Source organism: Paracoccus sp. SM22M-07, assembly GCF_001887735.1.
In the GTDB taxonomy this organism is placed as follows: Bacteria; Pseudomonadota; Alphaproteobacteria; order Rhodobacterales; family Rhodobacteraceae; genus Paracoccus.
This window is the reverse complement of record NZ_JPKW01000024.1, coordinates 1-16044: the sequence shown is the minus strand read 5'-3', so window position 1 is coordinate 16044 and position 16044 is coordinate 1. Positions and strand designations below refer to the sequence as shown.

The following is a 16044-nucleotide window of genomic DNA, read 5'->3' as shown; positions in this document are numbered from 1 at the left end:
ATGCACACCGTAATCGGCGGCCAGTTCGGTCACTGTGCGCTCGCCCTTCAGCGCTTCTAGGGCCACGCAGGCTTTGAACCCCGCGTCATGGCCTCTTCAATCTTCTGATCACCTCGTTCCTGGAGATCAGAAGACGACAGATCGTAGCCGAAATCACTGTCCGATTCGCAGGAAGTATTTCCGCGGATGCCTATCGTTTATTGCCGGTGAACAGCCCGTGGCTGGGGTAACCGCGTTGCATGTGGCCCCCGCGCCGTCCGCGTCCGGCCTGCCCTTCGCGGCCAATGGCTCATCGCAGGTGGGTTGGCATCAACGGAACTTTGTGGCGATGCCATGCCTTGTCGCGCCCGCATATGGTCTAGTGCTCCGGCTTGCCTTCCTCCAAGGCGGGGATGCAGGTGGAAGAAGAGCGGCAGGACCTGTGCGTCTTGACTGTTGACGTACTGCGGCAGCATCCTTGGCATCAATTGGTTGAACCCGGAACACGATCCTGGGCAGATCCTAGTCGACTGTGACAGTCTCTTTCAGAGGAGTTTCCGCATCGGTGACCATGACAAAATTCGATGTGATACCAGCTTGCTTACCCTGTCCGGGCATGGGATTTTTTGGTGGACTGGGGCGTTTTGATCTATCTAGGTCGCCATATTCCCGTCGTCGGTCCGCGCGGCCATGCTAACTGGACTCTTGGCCTTGACCCTTCAAGCCGGCCTTGCATATCCCACGCACCCTGGCAGGCCGCACCAGACCCAAGGATCCTGCAATCTGCGAGACGTCTGTGCGCTGGGAATAACGGCGGGCGCACATGGAGCTGAGGCGAGAGGGGCAGAAAGTCGACGTAAAGAACACCCGCAGGATCCAAAACAAGTTATCTGAAATTCAAGAACAGGCCTTCTAAATGGGGTCTAAGGACACTGCTGCACAGTGATCCCCATACGGCAGCCGGAAACCTATCCTGGTGATGATGGGGTTCTGACACTGGAACGAGTTTGTGCCTTGGTGGGCTATTCCATGACGAACCGGGTCAACAATGGTGAGCTGCGTTCATTTTGCATCAGAGAAACAGCGACTGGGCTGTTTCTTGGTACGCCTTATGTTCAGTAGCAAGCTTTGTCTGAAATGGCTGAACGCCGATTGGTTCAAAAGGCCCCCGGTTCGGCACCGGGGGCCGGCCATCACATCGTGCAGTCGGCGGCATAGTTGTCCGCGTAATCCTCGAAGATGGGTTGATCGATCGAGGTCGAATAGAGGCCGTCATCGCGCTTGACGACCTTGGTCAGATAGAAATCCTGGATCGGGTAGTGGTTCGGGCCAAAGGCGAAATCTCCGCGCAGAGAGGTGAAATCGGCGGCCTTCAGCGCCTCGCGCAAAGCGTCGCGATCCGACAGGTTGCCCTCGACCGCCGAGACCGCGCTGTCGATCAGCATGGCGGCGTCATAGGCCTGCATCGCATAGACGGCCGGCACGCGATCATAGGCCGCAATGAAGTTTTCGACGAAGTCGCGGCTTTCGGGCGTGTCCATGTCGGGGGCCCAGTTCGACCCGCCCGACAGGCCAAGGGCTGCGTCCTGCTGCGCGGGCAGGGTGGTTTCGTCGACCGTGAAGGCCGACAGGAAGGGCGTCCCGGTCATGCCCGCCTGGTTGAACTGCTTGACCAGGTTGACGCCCATGCCCCCCGGCATGAAGGCATAGATGGCATCGGGCTGAATCGCGGCGATCTGCGCCAGCTCGGCCGAAAAATCCAGCTGGCCAAGGGGCACGAGGATCTCTCCGGCGATGCCATTCGTATAGGAATGCTTGAACCCCGCAAGCGCGTCCTTGCCCGCCTGATAGTTCGGGGCCAGCAGGAAGACGTTCTGGAAGCCCTGGTCCTGGGCATATTTTCCCGACACCTCGTGCATCTGGTCGTTCTGATAGGAGGTCACGAACAGGTCCGGGTTGCATTCCGCCCCCGCCAGGTTGGACGTCCCTGCATTGGTGGAAATCAGGAAGGCCCCGCCGTCGGTGACCGGCCCGACGATGGCATTGACGATGTTGGAAAACACCGGGCCGACGACGAAATCGACCTCCTTGCTTTCGACCAGTTCGCGCGCCCGGCTGACTGCGATGTCGGGTTTCTGTTCGTCATCGACGACGATGATCTCGACCGGCTTGCCGCCCAGCTTGTTGTCCAGCTTTTCCATGGCCAGCAGGAAACCGTCGCGGGAATGTTCGCCTAGGACCGCCGCCGGCCCGCTGAGCGTATAGACCAGCCCGACGCGCACCACGTCGTCATCGGCATGCGCCATCGGCGCCGCCCCGGCCAGGATGCTGGTCGCCAGCAGCGCGGATTTCAGATGTGTCATTCTACCTCCTTGCAGCCTTTTGGCGGCTGCTTGTTGAACCCGTGTGACGTCGGATGGCGCAGCGGTTCGCGCGGTGGCGGTGGAACAGGCAGCGCGACGGGGCGTCCATCCCGATACGATGACGGCACATCAAAAACGTTGCAATGAAATCCTTCATGCTTGAAACATATTGCAGGGCGATCACCACCAAGGGGGCATGACGCGCATGGGAAACCTTCTGCTGCTTCAGGTCCTGAACGGGGCGCAGTTCGGCATTCTGCTGTTTCTGGTGGCTGCCGGGCTGACGCTGGTCTTCGGCATCATGGATTTCATCAACCTGGCGCATGGCGTGCTCTACATGGTGGGGGCCTATCTGATGGCCAGCATGTCGGCGCTGACCGGCAGCTTCTGGTGGGGGCTGCTGCTGACGCTGCCCGCAACCCTGCTGGTCGGGCTGGTGCTGGAGGTCGCGATCTTTCGCAGGCTTTATGACCGGCCGCATCTGGACCAGGTGCTGGCGACCTTTGCGCTGGTGATGATGCTGTCCGAAGGGGTCAAGATTATTTGGGGCGCCGCGCCGCTGAACGTGTCGATGCCGGTCCTGCTGTCGGGGTCGATCCCGCTGGCGGGGCCGATCCGCTTTCCGGTCTATCGGCTGGCGATCATCGTGGCGGGGCTGGCCACGGCCTTCGGGCTGTGGTTCGTGATCGGGCGCACGCGCATCGGCATGCTGCTGCGGGCGGGGGCGCATGACCGGGCGATGGTCTCGGCCCTGGGTGTCGATATTGGGCGGTTGTTCATGCTGGTCTTTGCCTTCGGGGCGATGCTGGCCGGGTTCGCGGGGGCCATGGTGTCGCCGATCCTGTCGGTCGATCCCGGCATGGGCGACCAGATCCTGATCCTGGGCTTTGTGGTCATCGTGATCGGCGGGGTCGGGTCCATCCGTGGGGCCTTCGTCGCCTCGCTGCTGGTGGGCATCATCGACACTGTCGGGCGCATCTTCGGCCCCATCGTGCTGAAGATGGTGCTGGAACTGGACGCCGCCACCCAGGCGGGCCGCACCGTCGCGCCGATGCTGGTCTATATCCTGATGGCGGCAATCCTGTGCTGGCGGCCCAATGGCCTGTTCGGAAGGGCGGCCTGATGACGCGTCGTGACAGTGCCGCGCTGATCCTGTTCGCGCTGCTGGCGATCACGCCGCCGGTGCTGGAGGCCATGGGGCAGGGGTTCTTCGCCTCGGTCGTGACGCGGATGATGATCTATGCCATCGCGGCGCTGTCGCTGGACCTGATCCTGGGCTACGGGGCGCTGGTGTCATTCGGCCACGCCGCCTTTCTGGGGATCGGGGCCTATGCGGTGCTGGTCCTGAACAGCATGGGCATCACCGAGATCGCCCTGCAATTCGCCGCGGCGGCGCTGGCGGCGGCGGTTTTCGCGGCCATCACCGGCACCATCGCGCTGCGCACGCGCGGGGTCTATTTCATCATGATCACGCTGGCCTTCGGGCAGATGCTGTATTTCTTCCTGATCTCGCTGTCGGTCTTTGGTGGCGATGACGGGGCCAGCCTGCCGGCGCGGTCCACCATCGCGGGGCAGGGCTGGCTGGATCACGATCTGGCGCTGTTCTATCTGGTGCTGGGCATCTTGGTCCTGTGCTTCTGGGCCCTTTCGCGCCTGACCGCATCGCGTTTCGGCCGTGTCCTGATCGGCACGCGCGAGGACGGGTTGCGCATGCAGGCCATCGGGTTTCGCATCCTGCCCTATCAGTTGACGGCCTATGTCATCTCAGCGGTGATCTGTTCGGTGGCGGGGGTGCTGCTGGCGAACCAGCTGGAATATGTCTCGCCGCAGCTGGCCAGCTGGCAGCGATCGGGCGAACTGATCATCATGGTCGTCCTGGGCGGCATCGGCAGCCTGACGGGGGCGGTCGCCGGCGCGCTGTTCACCATCGGGCTGGAGGAGGGGATGGCGCGGTTTTCCGAACATTGGAAGCTGTATTTCGGGCTGCTGCTGCTGGCGGTGGTGCTGTTTTCGCCGGGCGGGCTGGCGACGCTGGCCGCGCGGATCACCGGAAAGGGGCGCCCGGAATGAACGACGCGCTGCTGCAGGTCCGGGGTCTGCGAAAATCCTATGGCGCGCTGGCGGTGACCGACGACGTGTCGCTGGATGTGCAGGCGGGGCAGGTCCATGCCATCATCGGCCCCAACGGCGCGGGCAAGACGACGCTGATCGCCCAGCTGTCGGGCCAGCTGGCCCCCGATGCGGGGCAGGTCATCTATGACGGGGCGGACATCACCCATCTGGACATGCCGGGGCGCGTGCGGCGCGGGCTGGCGCGATCCTTCCAGCTGACGCGCATCCTGCCGCAGCTGAGCGTGCTGGAAAACGTGGCCATCGCCGTGCAGGCGCGGTCGGGATCGTCCTTCCGCTTCTGGCGTCCCGCCGGGTCCGAGGCCGCGTTGAACGACCAGGCGATGGAATGCCTGTCCGAGGTGGGGCTGGCGGACAAGGCGCATCGGCCCGCGCGCCTGATTTCTCATGGAGAAAAGCGCCAGCTGGAGCTGGCCGTGGCGCTGGCGACGCGCCCGCGCCTGCTGTTGTTGGACGAACCGCTGGCGGGCACCGGACCGGACGAGGCCGCGATGCTGGTCGAGCTGCTGTCGCGCCTGCGGTCGCGGGTCACGATGATGCTGATCGAACATGACATGGGCGCGGTCTTCCAACTGGCCGACCGTGTTTCGGTGCTGGTCTATGGCCGGATCGTGGCCAGCGGCACCCCCGATGCCATCCGCGACGACCCGGCCGTGCGCACCGCCTATCTGGGCGAAGAGGAAGGGACCCCCTGATGCTGCTGGTCGAGGATCTTCAGGCCGCCTATGGCGACAGCAAGGTGCTGTTCGGCATGTCGCTGGAGGTCCAGCGTGGTCAGGTGGTGACCCTGCTGGGACGCAACGGCATGGGCAAGACGACGACGGTGCGCACGATCTTTGGCCTGTTGAAGCCGCGCGGCGGGCGGGTCAGCATCGACGGGGTGGATGTGACGGGTGCCGCGCCCCACCGCATCGCGCGGCTGGGGTTGGGGCTGGTCCCCGAAGGCCGGCTGATCTTTCCCGACCTGACGGTGCAGGAAAACCTGATGGCGACGGCCCGGCCCGGCAAGTGGGACCTGGGGCGCATCCACGCGATGTTCCCGCGCCTGCAGGAACGCGGGCGCAACATGGGCAACCAGCTGTCGGGGGGCGAACAGCAGATGTTGGCCATCGGCCGCGCGCTGATGACCAATCCCGACCTGATCGTTCTGGACGAAGCGACCGAGGGCTTGGCGCCCTTGATCCGCGAACAGATCTGGGACTGCCTGATCCACCTGAAATCCGAGGGCGAGGCGATCCTGGTGATCGACAAGAATGTCGAGGCGCTGGCCCGCTTTGCCGACCGCCATTACGTCGTCGAAAAGGGGCAGGTCGTCTGGGACGGATCGACGGACGACCTGAAGTCGAACCCCCAGGTCAAGGACCGCTTCCTGGGGGTCTGATCGCTGTCGTCACCGCGGATCGGGGCCGTGATCCAGCGCCAGGACCTTGGTTTCCTTCGGCTCGATCTCCAGCTCATTGCGGGTGAATGTGCCGTCCAGCACCAGCGTTTCGCGGTTGCCGATCACGACGCTGGTGGACTGGCCGTCTTCATCCGCCGCGACGGTGATCTCGGGCGGGTTTTCGGTGTCGAACTCGGTATAGAAGGTCCATTTGTCTTCGTTCGGAAAGAGATCGGTGCCTGGCCCGGCCCCTGATCCGGAGAGATGACCATGTTGACGCTGTCGGGCCCTTCGCCACCGGTCGCCGAGCCATCACGCGAGAAATAAGGAAGGTCATCGCCGGCAAGGCCCAGCAGGATGTTGTCACCGTCGGTTCCCGCGATCTTCTCGGCTTCATTCGTCCCGACGATGCTGATGCCATCGGCGGGATTGGGGTCGACCGCGTCATCGTCTTGGTCGTCATCGCTGCCGAAGAGGTCGAAGGGATCCATCGAGAGCAGGGTCAGGACCGCAAAGATCAGCCAGTTTGCGATGAAGGCTCATTCATACTGCACGCCGATACCGCTGCTTGCGCGTGCCCCGACGGGCGATGCGCAAAGACTGTCCAGAGCGATCCAGCAATCAATGATCCTGCCGCGATCCGCATGGCCGCGCCCCATGGCGGGGCGCGATGCGCGTCACCCCTGCAACAGGACCGGGCTGTGATCGCCTGCGGCGAACTTGCGCAGCACGGCGGGGTAAAGCCTGTGTTCCTGCACCAGCACCCGGGCGGCCAGGGTTTCGGGCGTGTCGTCCGGCAGGACGGGCACGCGGGCCTGTCCCAGTAAGGGGCCGTCGTCCAGCACCGGCGTGACCAGGTGGACGGTGGCGCCCGCCTCGGTGTCGCGGGCGTCGATCGCGCGGGCATGGGTATGCAGGCCCGGGTATTTGGGCAAAAGAGAAGGATGGATGTTCAGCATCCGCCCTTGGAAGCGCGTGACGAAACCGGGGGTCAGGATGCGCATGAAGCCCGCAAGACAGATGATGTCGGGATCAGCGGCCAGCAACGGTTCCAGCAGGGCGGACTCGAAGCCGGCGCGATCACGCGGAAAGTCGCGGTGATCGACGGCGGCGGTCGGGATGCCCAGATCGGCGGCGCTGGCCAGCCCGGCCGCATCGGGGTCGTTCGACGCGACCAGAACGGGCCGCGCCGGATGATCGCCAGTCATGTCCTGGGCCAGGCGCAGCATGTTCGAACCGCCCCCCGAGATCAGGATGGCGACGCGTTTCATGCAAGCTGGCCCGAATAGCGCATGCCCGCGCCTTCGGTGACGGTGCCAAGGCGGTGGACGGTTTCGCCTTCCTGGGTCAGCAATTCGGTCAGGGCGTCGGCGCGGTCGGCAGCGACCGCCAGGATCATGCCGATGCCGCTGTTGAAGGTCTTGAGCATCTCGGCCTGCTCGATGCCGCCCGCCTGGGCCAGCCAGGTGAAGACCGGGGGCAGCGTCCACGCGGTAAGGTCGATATCGGCGCCCAGGTCCTTGGGCAGGACGCGGGGCAGATTCTCGGTCAGGCCGCCGCCCGTGATATGGGCCAGCGCATGCACGCCGCCCGCGCGGACCGCCGCCAGCGCCGAGGTGACGTAAAGCCGCGTCGGGACCAGCAGATCCTGACCCAGGGTGCCTTCGCCAAAGGGCGATGCGTCGTTCCAGCCCAGGCCCGCATGTTCGGCCACCTTGCGGACCAGCGAATAGCCGTTCGAATGCACCCCGTCCGAGCGCAGGCCCAGCAGCACGTCGCCCGCCACGACGCCCGCGGGCAGGGCCGTGCCACGCTGCATCGCGCCGACGGCAAAGCCCGCCAGGTCGAAATCGCCGTCATGATACATGCCGGGCATTTCCGCCGTCTCGCCGCCGATCAGGGCGCAATTGGCGGCCTTGCAGCCGCGCGCGATGCTTTCGATGACGCGGGCGCCTTCGTCCACGGACAATTTGCCGGTGGCGAAATAGTCCAGGAAGAACAGCGGCTCGGCCCCTTGGCAGACCAGGTCGTTCACACACATGGCGACCAGGTCCTGGCCGATGCCGTCCAGATGGCCGGTGTCGATGGCGATGCGCAGCTTGGTGCCCACCCCGTCGGTCGCCGCGACCAGGACCGGATCGTCAAAGCCCGCCGCGCGCGGATCGAACAGCGCACCGAAACCGCCCAGGGCGTCCATGACCCCCGGCCGCTTGGTGGCGGCCGCAGCCGGCTTGATGCGTTCGACCAAGGCGTTCCCTGCGTCGATATCGACGCCTGCATCGCGATAGCTGATCCCGTTCTGTGTCATGGCGGCCCCCGGCTGATGTCGGCTTCCCGATAACGGAACCGCGCCCATCAAGCAACGCCCAAGCGCTTGACCGTCCCGCATGGCCGCATTACGCAGAAACCTGCTGCAGGGGCCTGTAGCTCAATTGGTTAGAGCAGGGCGCTCATAACGCCTTGGTTGGGGGTTCGAGTCCCTCCGGGCCTACCAAAGCAGCATTTTTGCTTTGATTTTCCTGCAATAATATAAAAAGTGTCCCACGCTGGAAAAGCGCGTGGGACACTTTTAGCCATTTCAACATGTCGGACGGATGTTTGACATCGTGGTTCTTTCCGCCGCGGTAGCAACGACCCCCCCCGTTAGATACCGCTGTCCCGCGTCGATTTTCAGCATGCCAGCTAGGCCCCGCAACTGACTTTCTATGTTCCTGCCCATTCCCATTCCCATTTCCTTTACAAGGACGGACGTCTTCACCGCACCCTACTTGCCGCAGGTCGAGCACCAGTCGGGTTGGCGTAAACGCAGCTGGTCCATAGCGGTCAGTCGGCCTCGACCGATGCTGCGTAGTCGCATCCCGCAAGCGGAAGTTCGTCAGGCTCCGCCGCAGAGTATCGCCAGCCATACCGGTCTTAGATGCTCTAAACCTATTTCGATCTTGTCCAATCATAGTATGACGTATGGCAACAACATCGAGTGAGGGGGCAAATCCATGGTAGATTTTAAGAAGTTGCGGGAGGCAAAGGCCAAGCCAAAGCCGAAAAACCCGCGCGAGATCTTCAACGCACTACCCAAGCCTCCGGGCATCAACGATCTGTATGCCAGTCAGGCGGAAGTGCTTGATGCATGGTACCCCCGTCGCCATGAGAAGGATGTCGTTGTCAAGCTCCACACCGGCGGCGGCAAGACGCTTGTTGCGCTCTTGATGGCGCAATCGGTGATGAACGAGACCGGAGAGTCGGTTCTTTACCTCGCTCCGACGAACCAGCTGGTCGAACAGGTTCTAGCCAAGAGCAAAGAGTATGGTATTGCGGCGTTGCCCTATACCAAGGGCCAGCCGCTACCGGCCGAATTCCACGATGGTAAGGCGGTACTCGTGGGTGCCTATGAGACGTTGTTCAATGGTCGGAGCAAATTTGGCGTACGCGGATCGGGGCAGGAAGTCGTCAAGGTCGGCGCTATCATTCTTGATGACGCCCACGTCGCTTTGTCGTCCGTCCGTGAGGCATTCACGCTCAACATTTCGGCCAAGGGTCACAAGGCGGTCTACACCGAACTCGCAGACCGATTTCGCCCGGCTTTCAAAGAAGTCGGGCGCTCCGGCTCGTTTACCGACATCATCAACGGCAAGGAATCTGGCGTCATTGAGGTGCCGAGCTGGGCTTGGCACCGGAAGCTTGACGAGGTCCAGCAGTATCTGTCGGGCAAGGTCGACGATATCGACCCTTTCGTCTGGCCCTTCCTCCGAGACAACCTTGGCGTATGCCACTGCCTATTCAGTAGGTCAGGCGTTAGCATCACCCCCCTCTTCCCACCGGTCGACATATTGCCGACCTTCGACGACGCCACCCGGCGAATCTACATGTCCGCGACGATCGCCGACGACAGCGAGATTGTACGGACCTTCGGAGCGGCTCAGGAGGCAATCAGCAAGCCAATCACCTCTACCTCGCTGGCGGGTGTCGGCGAGCGCATGATCTTGGTGCCAGGGCTGATGAAGCTCGGCACGCCTGTCCTGCCAATGGTGAAGGACATCGCCTCTAAACTTTCGGAGAGCAAGCGGGGCGTCGCCATCCTGACACCGTCGGGCCCTGCCGCGAAAGAATGGACGGACATCGCCGAGTATCCCGAAAGGGCGCCGGCCGTCTCCGAAATCGTGGCCTCCATGCAGGCTGGCGACACGTATGGACCGTTAGTTTTGGCAAACCGTTACGACGGTATCGACCTTGCGGGGAATGCGTGCAGGCTCCTTGTAATGGACAACCTGCCCCAGGGGACCACCAACTACGACGTGTTCCGAATGAATGTCGTGGCGGACGCCGCGGTCAATTCCTTACTCGCACAGCGCATCGAGCAGGGCATCGGCCGAGGCACGCGCGGGGGAGCCGACTACTGCGTGATCATACTGATTGGCAGCAAGCTTGTGGGCTGGATCGGCCGGAAGAAGAACCTTGATTTCCTGACGGCGAGTACACGCGTGCAACTCAAGATGGGTCAAGAGATGAGCGAGGCAGTGACCACGTCAAAAGAGGTGCGTGAGACCATTCTCAAGTGCCTGAAGCGCGATCCGGATTGGGTTGCCTATCACGCGTCGGAACTAGCGGATGCCGCCCATGCTCCGCCGGTCGATCAGCTGGCGCTGAAAGTCGCTGCCGTTGAACGCAAGGCGTTCAAGCTGCAGCGGCTCGGCCAGTACGAGAAGGCGCTCGCCGCTATTGAGAAGCTTATGGGGGACGAGCCGCTGAAGGCGGACGCCCAGCGACGCGCCTGGCTCGCCGCCTCGGCCGCGCGCATTGCTTATCAGATGGATGAAGATGACAAGGGGCAAAAGCTTCAAACGACCGCTTTCTCAGTCAACAACAATCACTGCCCACCGCGCAAGCGACCCGCATATGTCCCGCGCCCCGCGCCCGGCAAGCAGGCCTCCGCAATCGTCAAGCGCCTGACTGAATATGATCAGCGCGCCGCTATTCTAGCTGACTTCGATGAGGCGATGAGTGATCTCGTGCCTGAGGCTTCGGCATCTCGCTACGAAGAAGCGCTGGCCAGTCTTGGTGGCTTCCTTGGCTTCGAAGCCGAGCGGCCTGAGAAGGTCCACAGCACCGGACCTGACGTACTCTGGCGAACCGACGCCGCCTTTGACTTCGTAATTGAGGCAAAGAGCGAGAAAGAAGAGAAGAATGCACTATACAAGAAGGACCATGCTCAGTTGCTAGAGGCGGAGCACTGGTTCAAGCAGGCTTACCCTGGTAGGGATGCAGTGCGAGTATCGGCGCTGCCGGAGGCAGTGGCGGACGAAAAGGCAACGCCGATCGGCAGCTTCGCATTCCGGCTTGACGAAGTAACAAAGGTTGTAGGCGCTCTGCGAGGCGTGCTTGTAGAATTGGTGGGCGCTGCCGGCGGGCCTGAGGCGCTGCGCGAGCGCTGTGAGGCAGCGCTGAACAAGGCAAAGCTTAAACCTGCCAAGATCCGCGATGGATTTATGAAGCCGTTTGGAAAGGCGAAACCCAGATAGGGTCATGTACTCAAAAAATCAGTATTTTGTTCAAAACCGATTTTGAGGGCTGCTCCTGATCCATCGTCGTGGCAAGAGTCCGAATTTTTTACTCCGCCCTCGTGTACGCCCCAGTTCGCCGTCGACCTCTGCCATGTAGGCGGCGAACTTCCACCCGGAAGCTAGGCCTTGTTCATTGAGGAAGAGCCGCCAGTTGGCGTCGGTAGCCAGAGGTGCCAGATTGCAATTGGACCAGGCGCATCGGCTGGTGCCGTTCGGTTCAGGTAGCGAAAAGAGCGGTCGTGCCGGGTTGCCGCCAGATCAAATGCAGCAGGGCGCCTCTCGACGGGCCAGTCTCTCACCGCAAATGGGTCTGGTTTTGCCGCTCGACCCACAGCAAGAAGCGGCAATAGGCAGGAAACGATCGTGGACTGGTCGCGAACGTAGGCGAGCATGAAACCGTCCTGACCTGACCAGCCATACTCGCCAGTTAGGAAGCGGTGCAGACCATTATTGCAATAGAGTGTGCCAGACTTGCCATCTGGCGCATTGATGAGCTTGCATTCGACAACCAGAGGAAAGGCCGGAGATCGTCCCGACAAGAAGATAGAAAGGTCCGGGCGTTTTTCGAGATGGACCCCGTTAAAACTCACCGTTTCCTTTCCGCGTGCGACAGAGCGGACCAGTTGCTCCCACAAGGGATGTTCGTCGATCAAGCGGCTCAAGCGGGCTTCCAAAAGCGCATTAATCTCTGCTTCGGATCCCGTTGACAGCGTGCTCGCCTGTTTGCGGGCAAGATCGTCCCAAGCCAGCGCGATAATCTCCGCGATCAGCAATAGATGCTCTTCATGCAGCGCCACCAATGGTAATTCGATCCCACGAGTGAGTTCGTCAATCTGTTCGGGACGCGGGACGGCAGAACTGGCGGTCACGCGCTTGCCCGCCCCTTCAACACATCCATATGCTCCCAAGCTAGGCTTTGTGCGACCAGTCTGGCTTGGGTTTCCGACCAGTATCGCGCTTGGTCGAGCCGCCCCAGCCATAGGCAGTTATCCGTTTCTTTAAATATTACCTCGGTCGCGGCGAAATGGTCTGCGAGCGGCAGAAATTTAGCCCAGTCCATATGCTGAACCATCTGGCGTTTCGACTCTGCCACACTTGAGGTAATGCGAATGCCTCGCCACGGTGATGTTTCCAGCTTGACAGCCGGCAACGCTTCTATGTCTCGGCCCAGCCTTTGACCCCATAGTGACAATTCAGCCCTTAAAACCTTACAGAATTGGTTCACCGCCTCGTCTTCCACAGGAGATTGAGCCAAACGTCGGTTTTCAGCAAAAGGCAGATTGAACTGCAGCGTGTCCGTGACGACCTGTAGGTCGCGCTCGCGAAGATGAAAAATGCTGGCGCACCAACGATCGACCTCGTCCCATGCGCCCGGTCTGCCGTCTTGGACTAGTTGGAAGAGGCGTAGCACCTCGCTCCGATTATGGTCGGAGAGCGATTCCAACGTCGGGATGAAAAGGCGGTCAATCGTCGCCTTTTCAACCGTATCACGTTCGAAGCCAAACTTGCCGCTGGTGATCAACACCTGCCACAAAGCGATTTTGCTGCTGATGACGAGGCTCAGATAACGGACGAGCAGTCCATCGTCGTGCGTAGGCGAACTGTAGCCATATAGACTGGTATTGAAGACAGCTCCGCCCTGCACGACAGCTGTTCTAATGCGCCCAAGAGATACGGGAGGGGCTTCTTGCACGACGACAAGTGGACCGTCGAACAGCGTTTCGGCCCGCCGGTCATGAATCCGGGGTTCGTTGAAGAATGGAAGCGCGTCTTCATCGACCAGAATACTGGTCATCGATGCCAAGGTGACCTCCCGGCGACCGTGCAGGTAGTTGGCTGGGACGCCGGGCAAGCCGTCCCCATGCTTTCTAATGCGGCTACTGTTTCTAAGCTTTTGATATCCGTTGCCGGTAAAACGCGCCCGCCCGGCCTCGGCCCCGAATAGGCGGCGCCAGTATTCGCCGAGGCGCTCGGGTACATGAGCCTGTAAACGTTCGTAGACCTGGATGTCTGCCCGCGTTCCCTTGAAGAGAAGCTTGAAGATTTCAGGCGATTCGATGACCTCTTGCGTAGTGACGAATTCAGCATTGGTGGCATCGATCCGCATTACACCGGCTTGGTTGAGCGCCCCTTCTAGCCGGGGACTGACTAGGCGGCATCCGGCGCCCTGTGGAGGTACCTGATTACGGGCATAAAGAATGCAGAACGGTGCGGCGATTTCCGGCCATACCCGCGTCTGGCGTAGCTCGACGCCATTGATTACTCCCGTGACGTCGAGTGCTGCAAACAACGCCCGTCGCGCTGACTGCATGCCATCGCCCTGCTGGAACAGGAGACGTGCATGAAGCGCGAAAGCGATCTGGCCAAGCGGTTTGGCCCATTCCATCGCGCGCCACACAAAAGGCAGGTCAAGCACCTCATTCGGGATTGGGGGAGGCGGATAGTCCGCGGGCAAACGCTCGGCTGCGATACGATGGATGATCGCCTGTGCCTCATTCCATGCGGCGAGGCGAGTGCTCGTTGCCCAAGGCGGGTTGCCGACTACCAAATCATATCGACCGACATGTTCATCGCCTACGGCGGGCCCAAGGCTTCCTAGCGATCTCTCCTGTCCGTCTTCGCTCATTTTAAGGAGGACGCGACCACGAAGATTCTCAAACTTAAGCTTCCCAACAGGTTCGGGATGCGCATCGAGTTCGATCGACATGAGATAGAGGCCGAGCGCCGCGAACCGAAGTGCCGCCTCGTTGATATCAAAGCCGGTGATTTGGTCGTAGAGGATGCGGCGCAGCTCAATTGTATTGGGTCGCCGTCCGGATGCGCGCCAGTTCTCCGCCACGAGTTGGCGGAAGGCCGTAATCAGGAAAACGCCGGCACCCGCGGCGGGGTCTAGAATGCGGGCCGCTTGGGCAGGTGTCGTACGAGCTACCGCATTGAGCCCCCCTCGAACCATCAGGTCCGCGATCGGGCGCGGCGTGTAGAAGCCGCCTTCACGTCGCTGCCGGTCGGGTGTGTGCTCGTGGAGATAATGCTCGTAGGCTTGGCTGAGCACGCCGACGGGGATATGGGCAAAGTCGAGATTGTCCCACCGCTCTTCCCAGCCAAGATGCAACTGACCTCCGGGCGCACGCCGCAGGATGTCGCCAAGCACCCTGAAAGCGTCTTGCGGCAACCTCTCCCATATTCCTTGAGAGGTAGGTAGGAAGTCGCCGTTGAAGGTAGTATCGAGCCAGGCGGACGTCTTGGCTGCACTCGCTGCATCGTCAAACAATGCTGCTACGGCGCGGATATCGAAACCAAGCGATCCCAGCAGGTGCCGGTCGCCCAAGAACCGTGTGAAGAGAGCGCGTCCCACAAGCGATATCGCATCGTCGTCATCGACGCCGCAGATCGTCTTTAGGGTGTCGATCGAACCACTAAGAAGCTTCAGGACCACCTGTGAAATCCGCTGCCGATTTCTCGCAGACAGGCCCGGCCGAACGTTGGCAAGATGCGCCAGTGTCGCAATTTCTTGGCCTGCCGGGACGTTCACGTCAACGCGAGCCTCGGCCGGTCGGCAATCGTCGAAGCTGATATTATAGATGTCAAGACGCCCCGACCCGACGACGCCAAGATAGGGGGCATCGCCGCGCATTGCGAGCAAGCGCCGGATACGCTGAAGACGCGCATCGTCCTCGCCCAGCAAATCGGCAGATACGAGGAATACGAGTGGCGTGCCTTGCCACTCATAGATGCCGCTCACCGCCTGGAGATCCTCGTCACCGCCGTTGCGGGCGGAAAGTAGGGTGGCGTAAGGTAGGAGCGCAGGCTCATCGTCGTCGAGCAAGCGCAACGCAGCCTCGTCCGCGCCGTATTGTCGGAGCACTTCGAAAAAATCAATCTTGAAGGATCCAGTCATCACACGCCGTCCATGATGGTTGGTGGCACGAGGCTGTACAGGGCGCTGCCCAGCTGCGGCGTGGAGCCATGCGCACTGGACGCTAGACGTTGGAGATGAAATTCACTCATCTTTCGGCTTTGACGCTCTGCGGAGGGAAAGGAAGTACACTCTGTGTCACGTTGGGCGTCGAGGGCACCATACGGGCGCTAATCTGGTTCACGATAGGATCGCAGGAGGATCGCAGGGCACGACTAACGTGGACACGGTGATCTGCTGCGCCGAAAAATCGCCGACAGCCAAGAGACGTGCGGATGCCGGATCGATCAGCGCGACAAAGCCTTCGAGATGGGCGGGCCGCGCGTCAGCGAGTTCGTGAAACAGCCTATCTACGCTGCTCCCGATGTCGCTGATCCGCACACCGAAACGGTTGGTTAGCTCGCTAGTGATAATAAGACCCACTAAGTCCGCAAAGGTGAACCGCGCGGCCTTGCCGGGCTTTTCAGCCAGATACTGCACGACTTTGCGCCACGCACGCAGGTCACCCGATGACACCTCTGCGATGTCGCGCGCTTGCTCCTGCGTGAATTGAATCGTCGTAAACGCCATATTTTCTTGTCGCTAACAACAGGAAAAAACGCAAGTACTAACAAGAAGAGCTGGCCTGCCCCTATCGGGTGGTCCGGTTTCAATCTTAGTGCATTACGTGTCTTGTCGCTACAGCTGGGGTGGCCGGCGAAGCGGCTCCGGATGGCG

At 61.4% G+C, this 16044-nt stretch carries 12 protein-coding genes and 1 tRNA gene; 6 read left to right on the top strand and 7 right to left on the bottom strand.

The annotated features are described in order from the left end of the window. Window positions 1-1172 precede the first annotated feature (1172 nt). Window positions 1173-2342: an ABC transporter substrate-binding protein gene (locus IE00_RS18420; protein ID WP_072298646.1), complete on the bottom strand. Its 1170-nt coding sequence runs from the start codon at window positions 2340-2342 to the stop codon at window positions 1173-1175. Between the two features lie 205 nt (window positions 2343-2547). Between IE00_RS18420 and IE00_RS18415 the strand changes: the two genes are divergently transcribed. Genes IE00_RS18415 through IE00_RS18400 form a run of 4 tightly spaced genes read left to right on the top strand, consistent with a single transcriptional unit; the run spans window position 2548 to window position 5853 of the window. Then, entirely contained in the window at window positions 2548-3465 is a 918-nt protein-coding gene (locus IE00_RS18415) for a branched-chain amino acid ABC transporter permease (protein WP_072298647.1), read from the top strand. After that, on the top strand, window positions 3465-4412 hold the full coding sequence (locus tag IE00_RS18410) for a branched-chain amino acid ABC transporter permease (protein WP_072298645.1): 948 nt from the start codon (window positions 3465-3467) through the stop codon (window positions 4410-4412). Before IE00_RS18415 ends, IE00_RS18410 begins: the two co-directional genes overlap by 1 nt. Beyond that, window positions 4409-5167: an ABC transporter ATP-binding protein gene (locus IE00_RS18405; protein WP_072298644.1), complete on the top strand. Its 759-nt coding sequence runs from the start codon at window positions 4409-4411 to the stop codon at window positions 5165-5167. Before IE00_RS18410 ends, IE00_RS18405 begins: the two co-directional genes overlap by 4 nt. Beyond that, on the top strand, window positions 5167-5853 hold the full coding sequence (locus tag IE00_RS18400) for an ABC transporter ATP-binding protein (RefSeq protein WP_072298643.1): 687 nt from the start codon (window positions 5167-5169) through the stop codon (window positions 5851-5853). The genes IE00_RS18405 and IE00_RS18400 overlap by 1 nt, the downstream gene beginning before the upstream one ends. Window positions 5854-5975: 122 nt before the next feature. Here IE00_RS18400 and IE00_RS18395 read toward each other — a convergent pair whose 3' ends face one another. From IE00_RS18395 to purM, 3 genes are all read right to left on the bottom strand, one after another. Next, window positions 5976-6344, bottom strand: a complete 369-nt coding sequence (locus tag IE00_RS18395; RefSeq protein ID WP_072298642.1) for a hypothetical protein — start codon at window positions 6342-6344, stop codon at window positions 5976-5978. Between the two features lie 186 nt (window positions 6345-6530). Continuing rightward, complete coding sequence (purN, locus tag IE00_RS18390) at window positions 6531-7124, bottom strand: phosphoribosylglycinamide formyltransferase (RefSeq protein WP_072298641.1); 594 nt, start codon at window positions 7122-7124, stop codon at window positions 6531-6533. Then, on the bottom strand, window positions 7121-8161 hold the full coding sequence (gene purM, locus IE00_RS18385; RefSeq protein WP_072298640.1) for a phosphoribosylformylglycinamidine cyclo-ligase: 1041 nt from the start codon (window positions 8159-8161) through the stop codon (window positions 7121-7123). The genes purN and purM overlap by 4 nt, the downstream gene beginning before the upstream one ends. Window positions 8162-8270: 109 nt before the next feature. Between purM and IE00_RS18380 the strand changes: the two genes are divergently transcribed. Next, window positions 8271-8347, top strand: a tRNA-Ile gene (locus IE00_RS18380). Window positions 8348-8846: 499 nt separating this feature from the next. Continuing rightward, window positions 8847-11369 (top strand): DEAD/DEAH box helicase, encoded by a 2523-nt coding sequence (locus IE00_RS18375; RefSeq protein ID WP_072298639.1) that lies wholly within the window; start codon window positions 8847-8849, stop codon window positions 11367-11369. A gap of 161 nt (window positions 11370-11530) precedes the next feature. Here the strand turns inward: IE00_RS18375 and IE00_RS18370 are convergent, their stop codons facing one another. The 3 genes from IE00_RS18370 to IE00_RS18360 form a co-directional block, all read right to left on the bottom strand. Continuing rightward, window positions 11531-12280: a hypothetical protein gene (locus IE00_RS18370; RefSeq protein WP_072298638.1), complete on the bottom strand. Its 750-nt coding sequence runs from the start codon at window positions 12278-12280 to the stop codon at window positions 11531-11533. Beyond that, window positions 12277-15309, bottom strand: coding sequence for a class I SAM-dependent DNA methyltransferase (locus IE00_RS18365; protein WP_072298637.1), 3033 nt, complete (start codon window positions 15307-15309; stop codon window positions 12277-12279). Before IE00_RS18365 ends, IE00_RS18370 begins: the two co-directional genes overlap by 4 nt. Window positions 15310-15507: 198 nt before the next feature. Next, window positions 15508-15897, bottom strand: a complete 390-nt coding sequence (locus IE00_RS18360) for a hypothetical protein (protein WP_083554518.1) — start codon at window positions 15895-15897, stop codon at window positions 15508-15510. Between the last annotated feature and the right edge of the window lie 147 nt (window positions 15898-16044).

Excerpts from the sequence above, each read along its gene's own strand:
- IE00_RS18375 (WP_072298639.1), top strand. The coding sequence starts at position 8,847 with ATGGTAGATTTTAAGAAGTTGCGGGAGGCAAAGGCCAAGCCAAAGCCG.
- IE00_RS18410 (WP_072298645.1), top strand. The coding sequence starts at position 3,465 with ATGACGCGTCGTGACAGTGCCGCGCTGATCCTGTTCGCGCTGCTGGCG.
- IE00_RS18420 (WP_072298646.1), bottom strand. The coding sequence starts at position 2,342 with ATGACACATCTGAAATCCGCGCTGCTGGCGACCAGCATCCTGGCCGGG.
- IE00_RS18415 (WP_072298647.1), top strand. The coding sequence starts at position 2,548 with ATGGGAAACCTTCTGCTGCTTCAGGTCCTGAACGGGGCGCAGTTCGGC.
- IE00_RS18405 (WP_072298644.1), top strand. The coding sequence starts at position 4,409 with ATGAACGACGCGCTGCTGCAGGTCCGGGGTCTGCGAAAATCCTATGGC.
- IE00_RS18365 (WP_072298637.1), bottom strand. The coding sequence starts at position 15,309 with ATGACTGGATCCTTCAAGATTGATTTTTTCGAAGTGCTCCGACAATAC.
- IE00_RS18360 (WP_083554518.1), bottom strand. The coding sequence starts at position 15,897 with ATGGCGTTTACGACGATTCAATTCACGCAGGAGCAAGCGCGCGACATC.
- IE00_RS18400 (WP_072298643.1), top strand. The coding sequence starts at position 5,167 with ATGCTGCTGGTCGAGGATCTTCAGGCCGCCTATGGCGACAGCAAGGTG.
- purN (WP_072298641.1), bottom strand. The coding sequence starts at position 7,124 with ATGAAACGCGTCGCCATCCTGATCTCGGGGGGCGGTTCGAACATGCTG.
- purM (WP_072298640.1), bottom strand. The coding sequence starts at position 8,161 with ATGACACAGAACGGGATCAGCTATCGCGATGCAGGCGTCGATATCGAC.
- IE00_RS18395 (WP_072298642.1), bottom strand. The coding sequence starts at position 6,344 with ATGGATCCCTTCGACCTCTTCGGCAGCGATGACGACCAAGACGATGAC.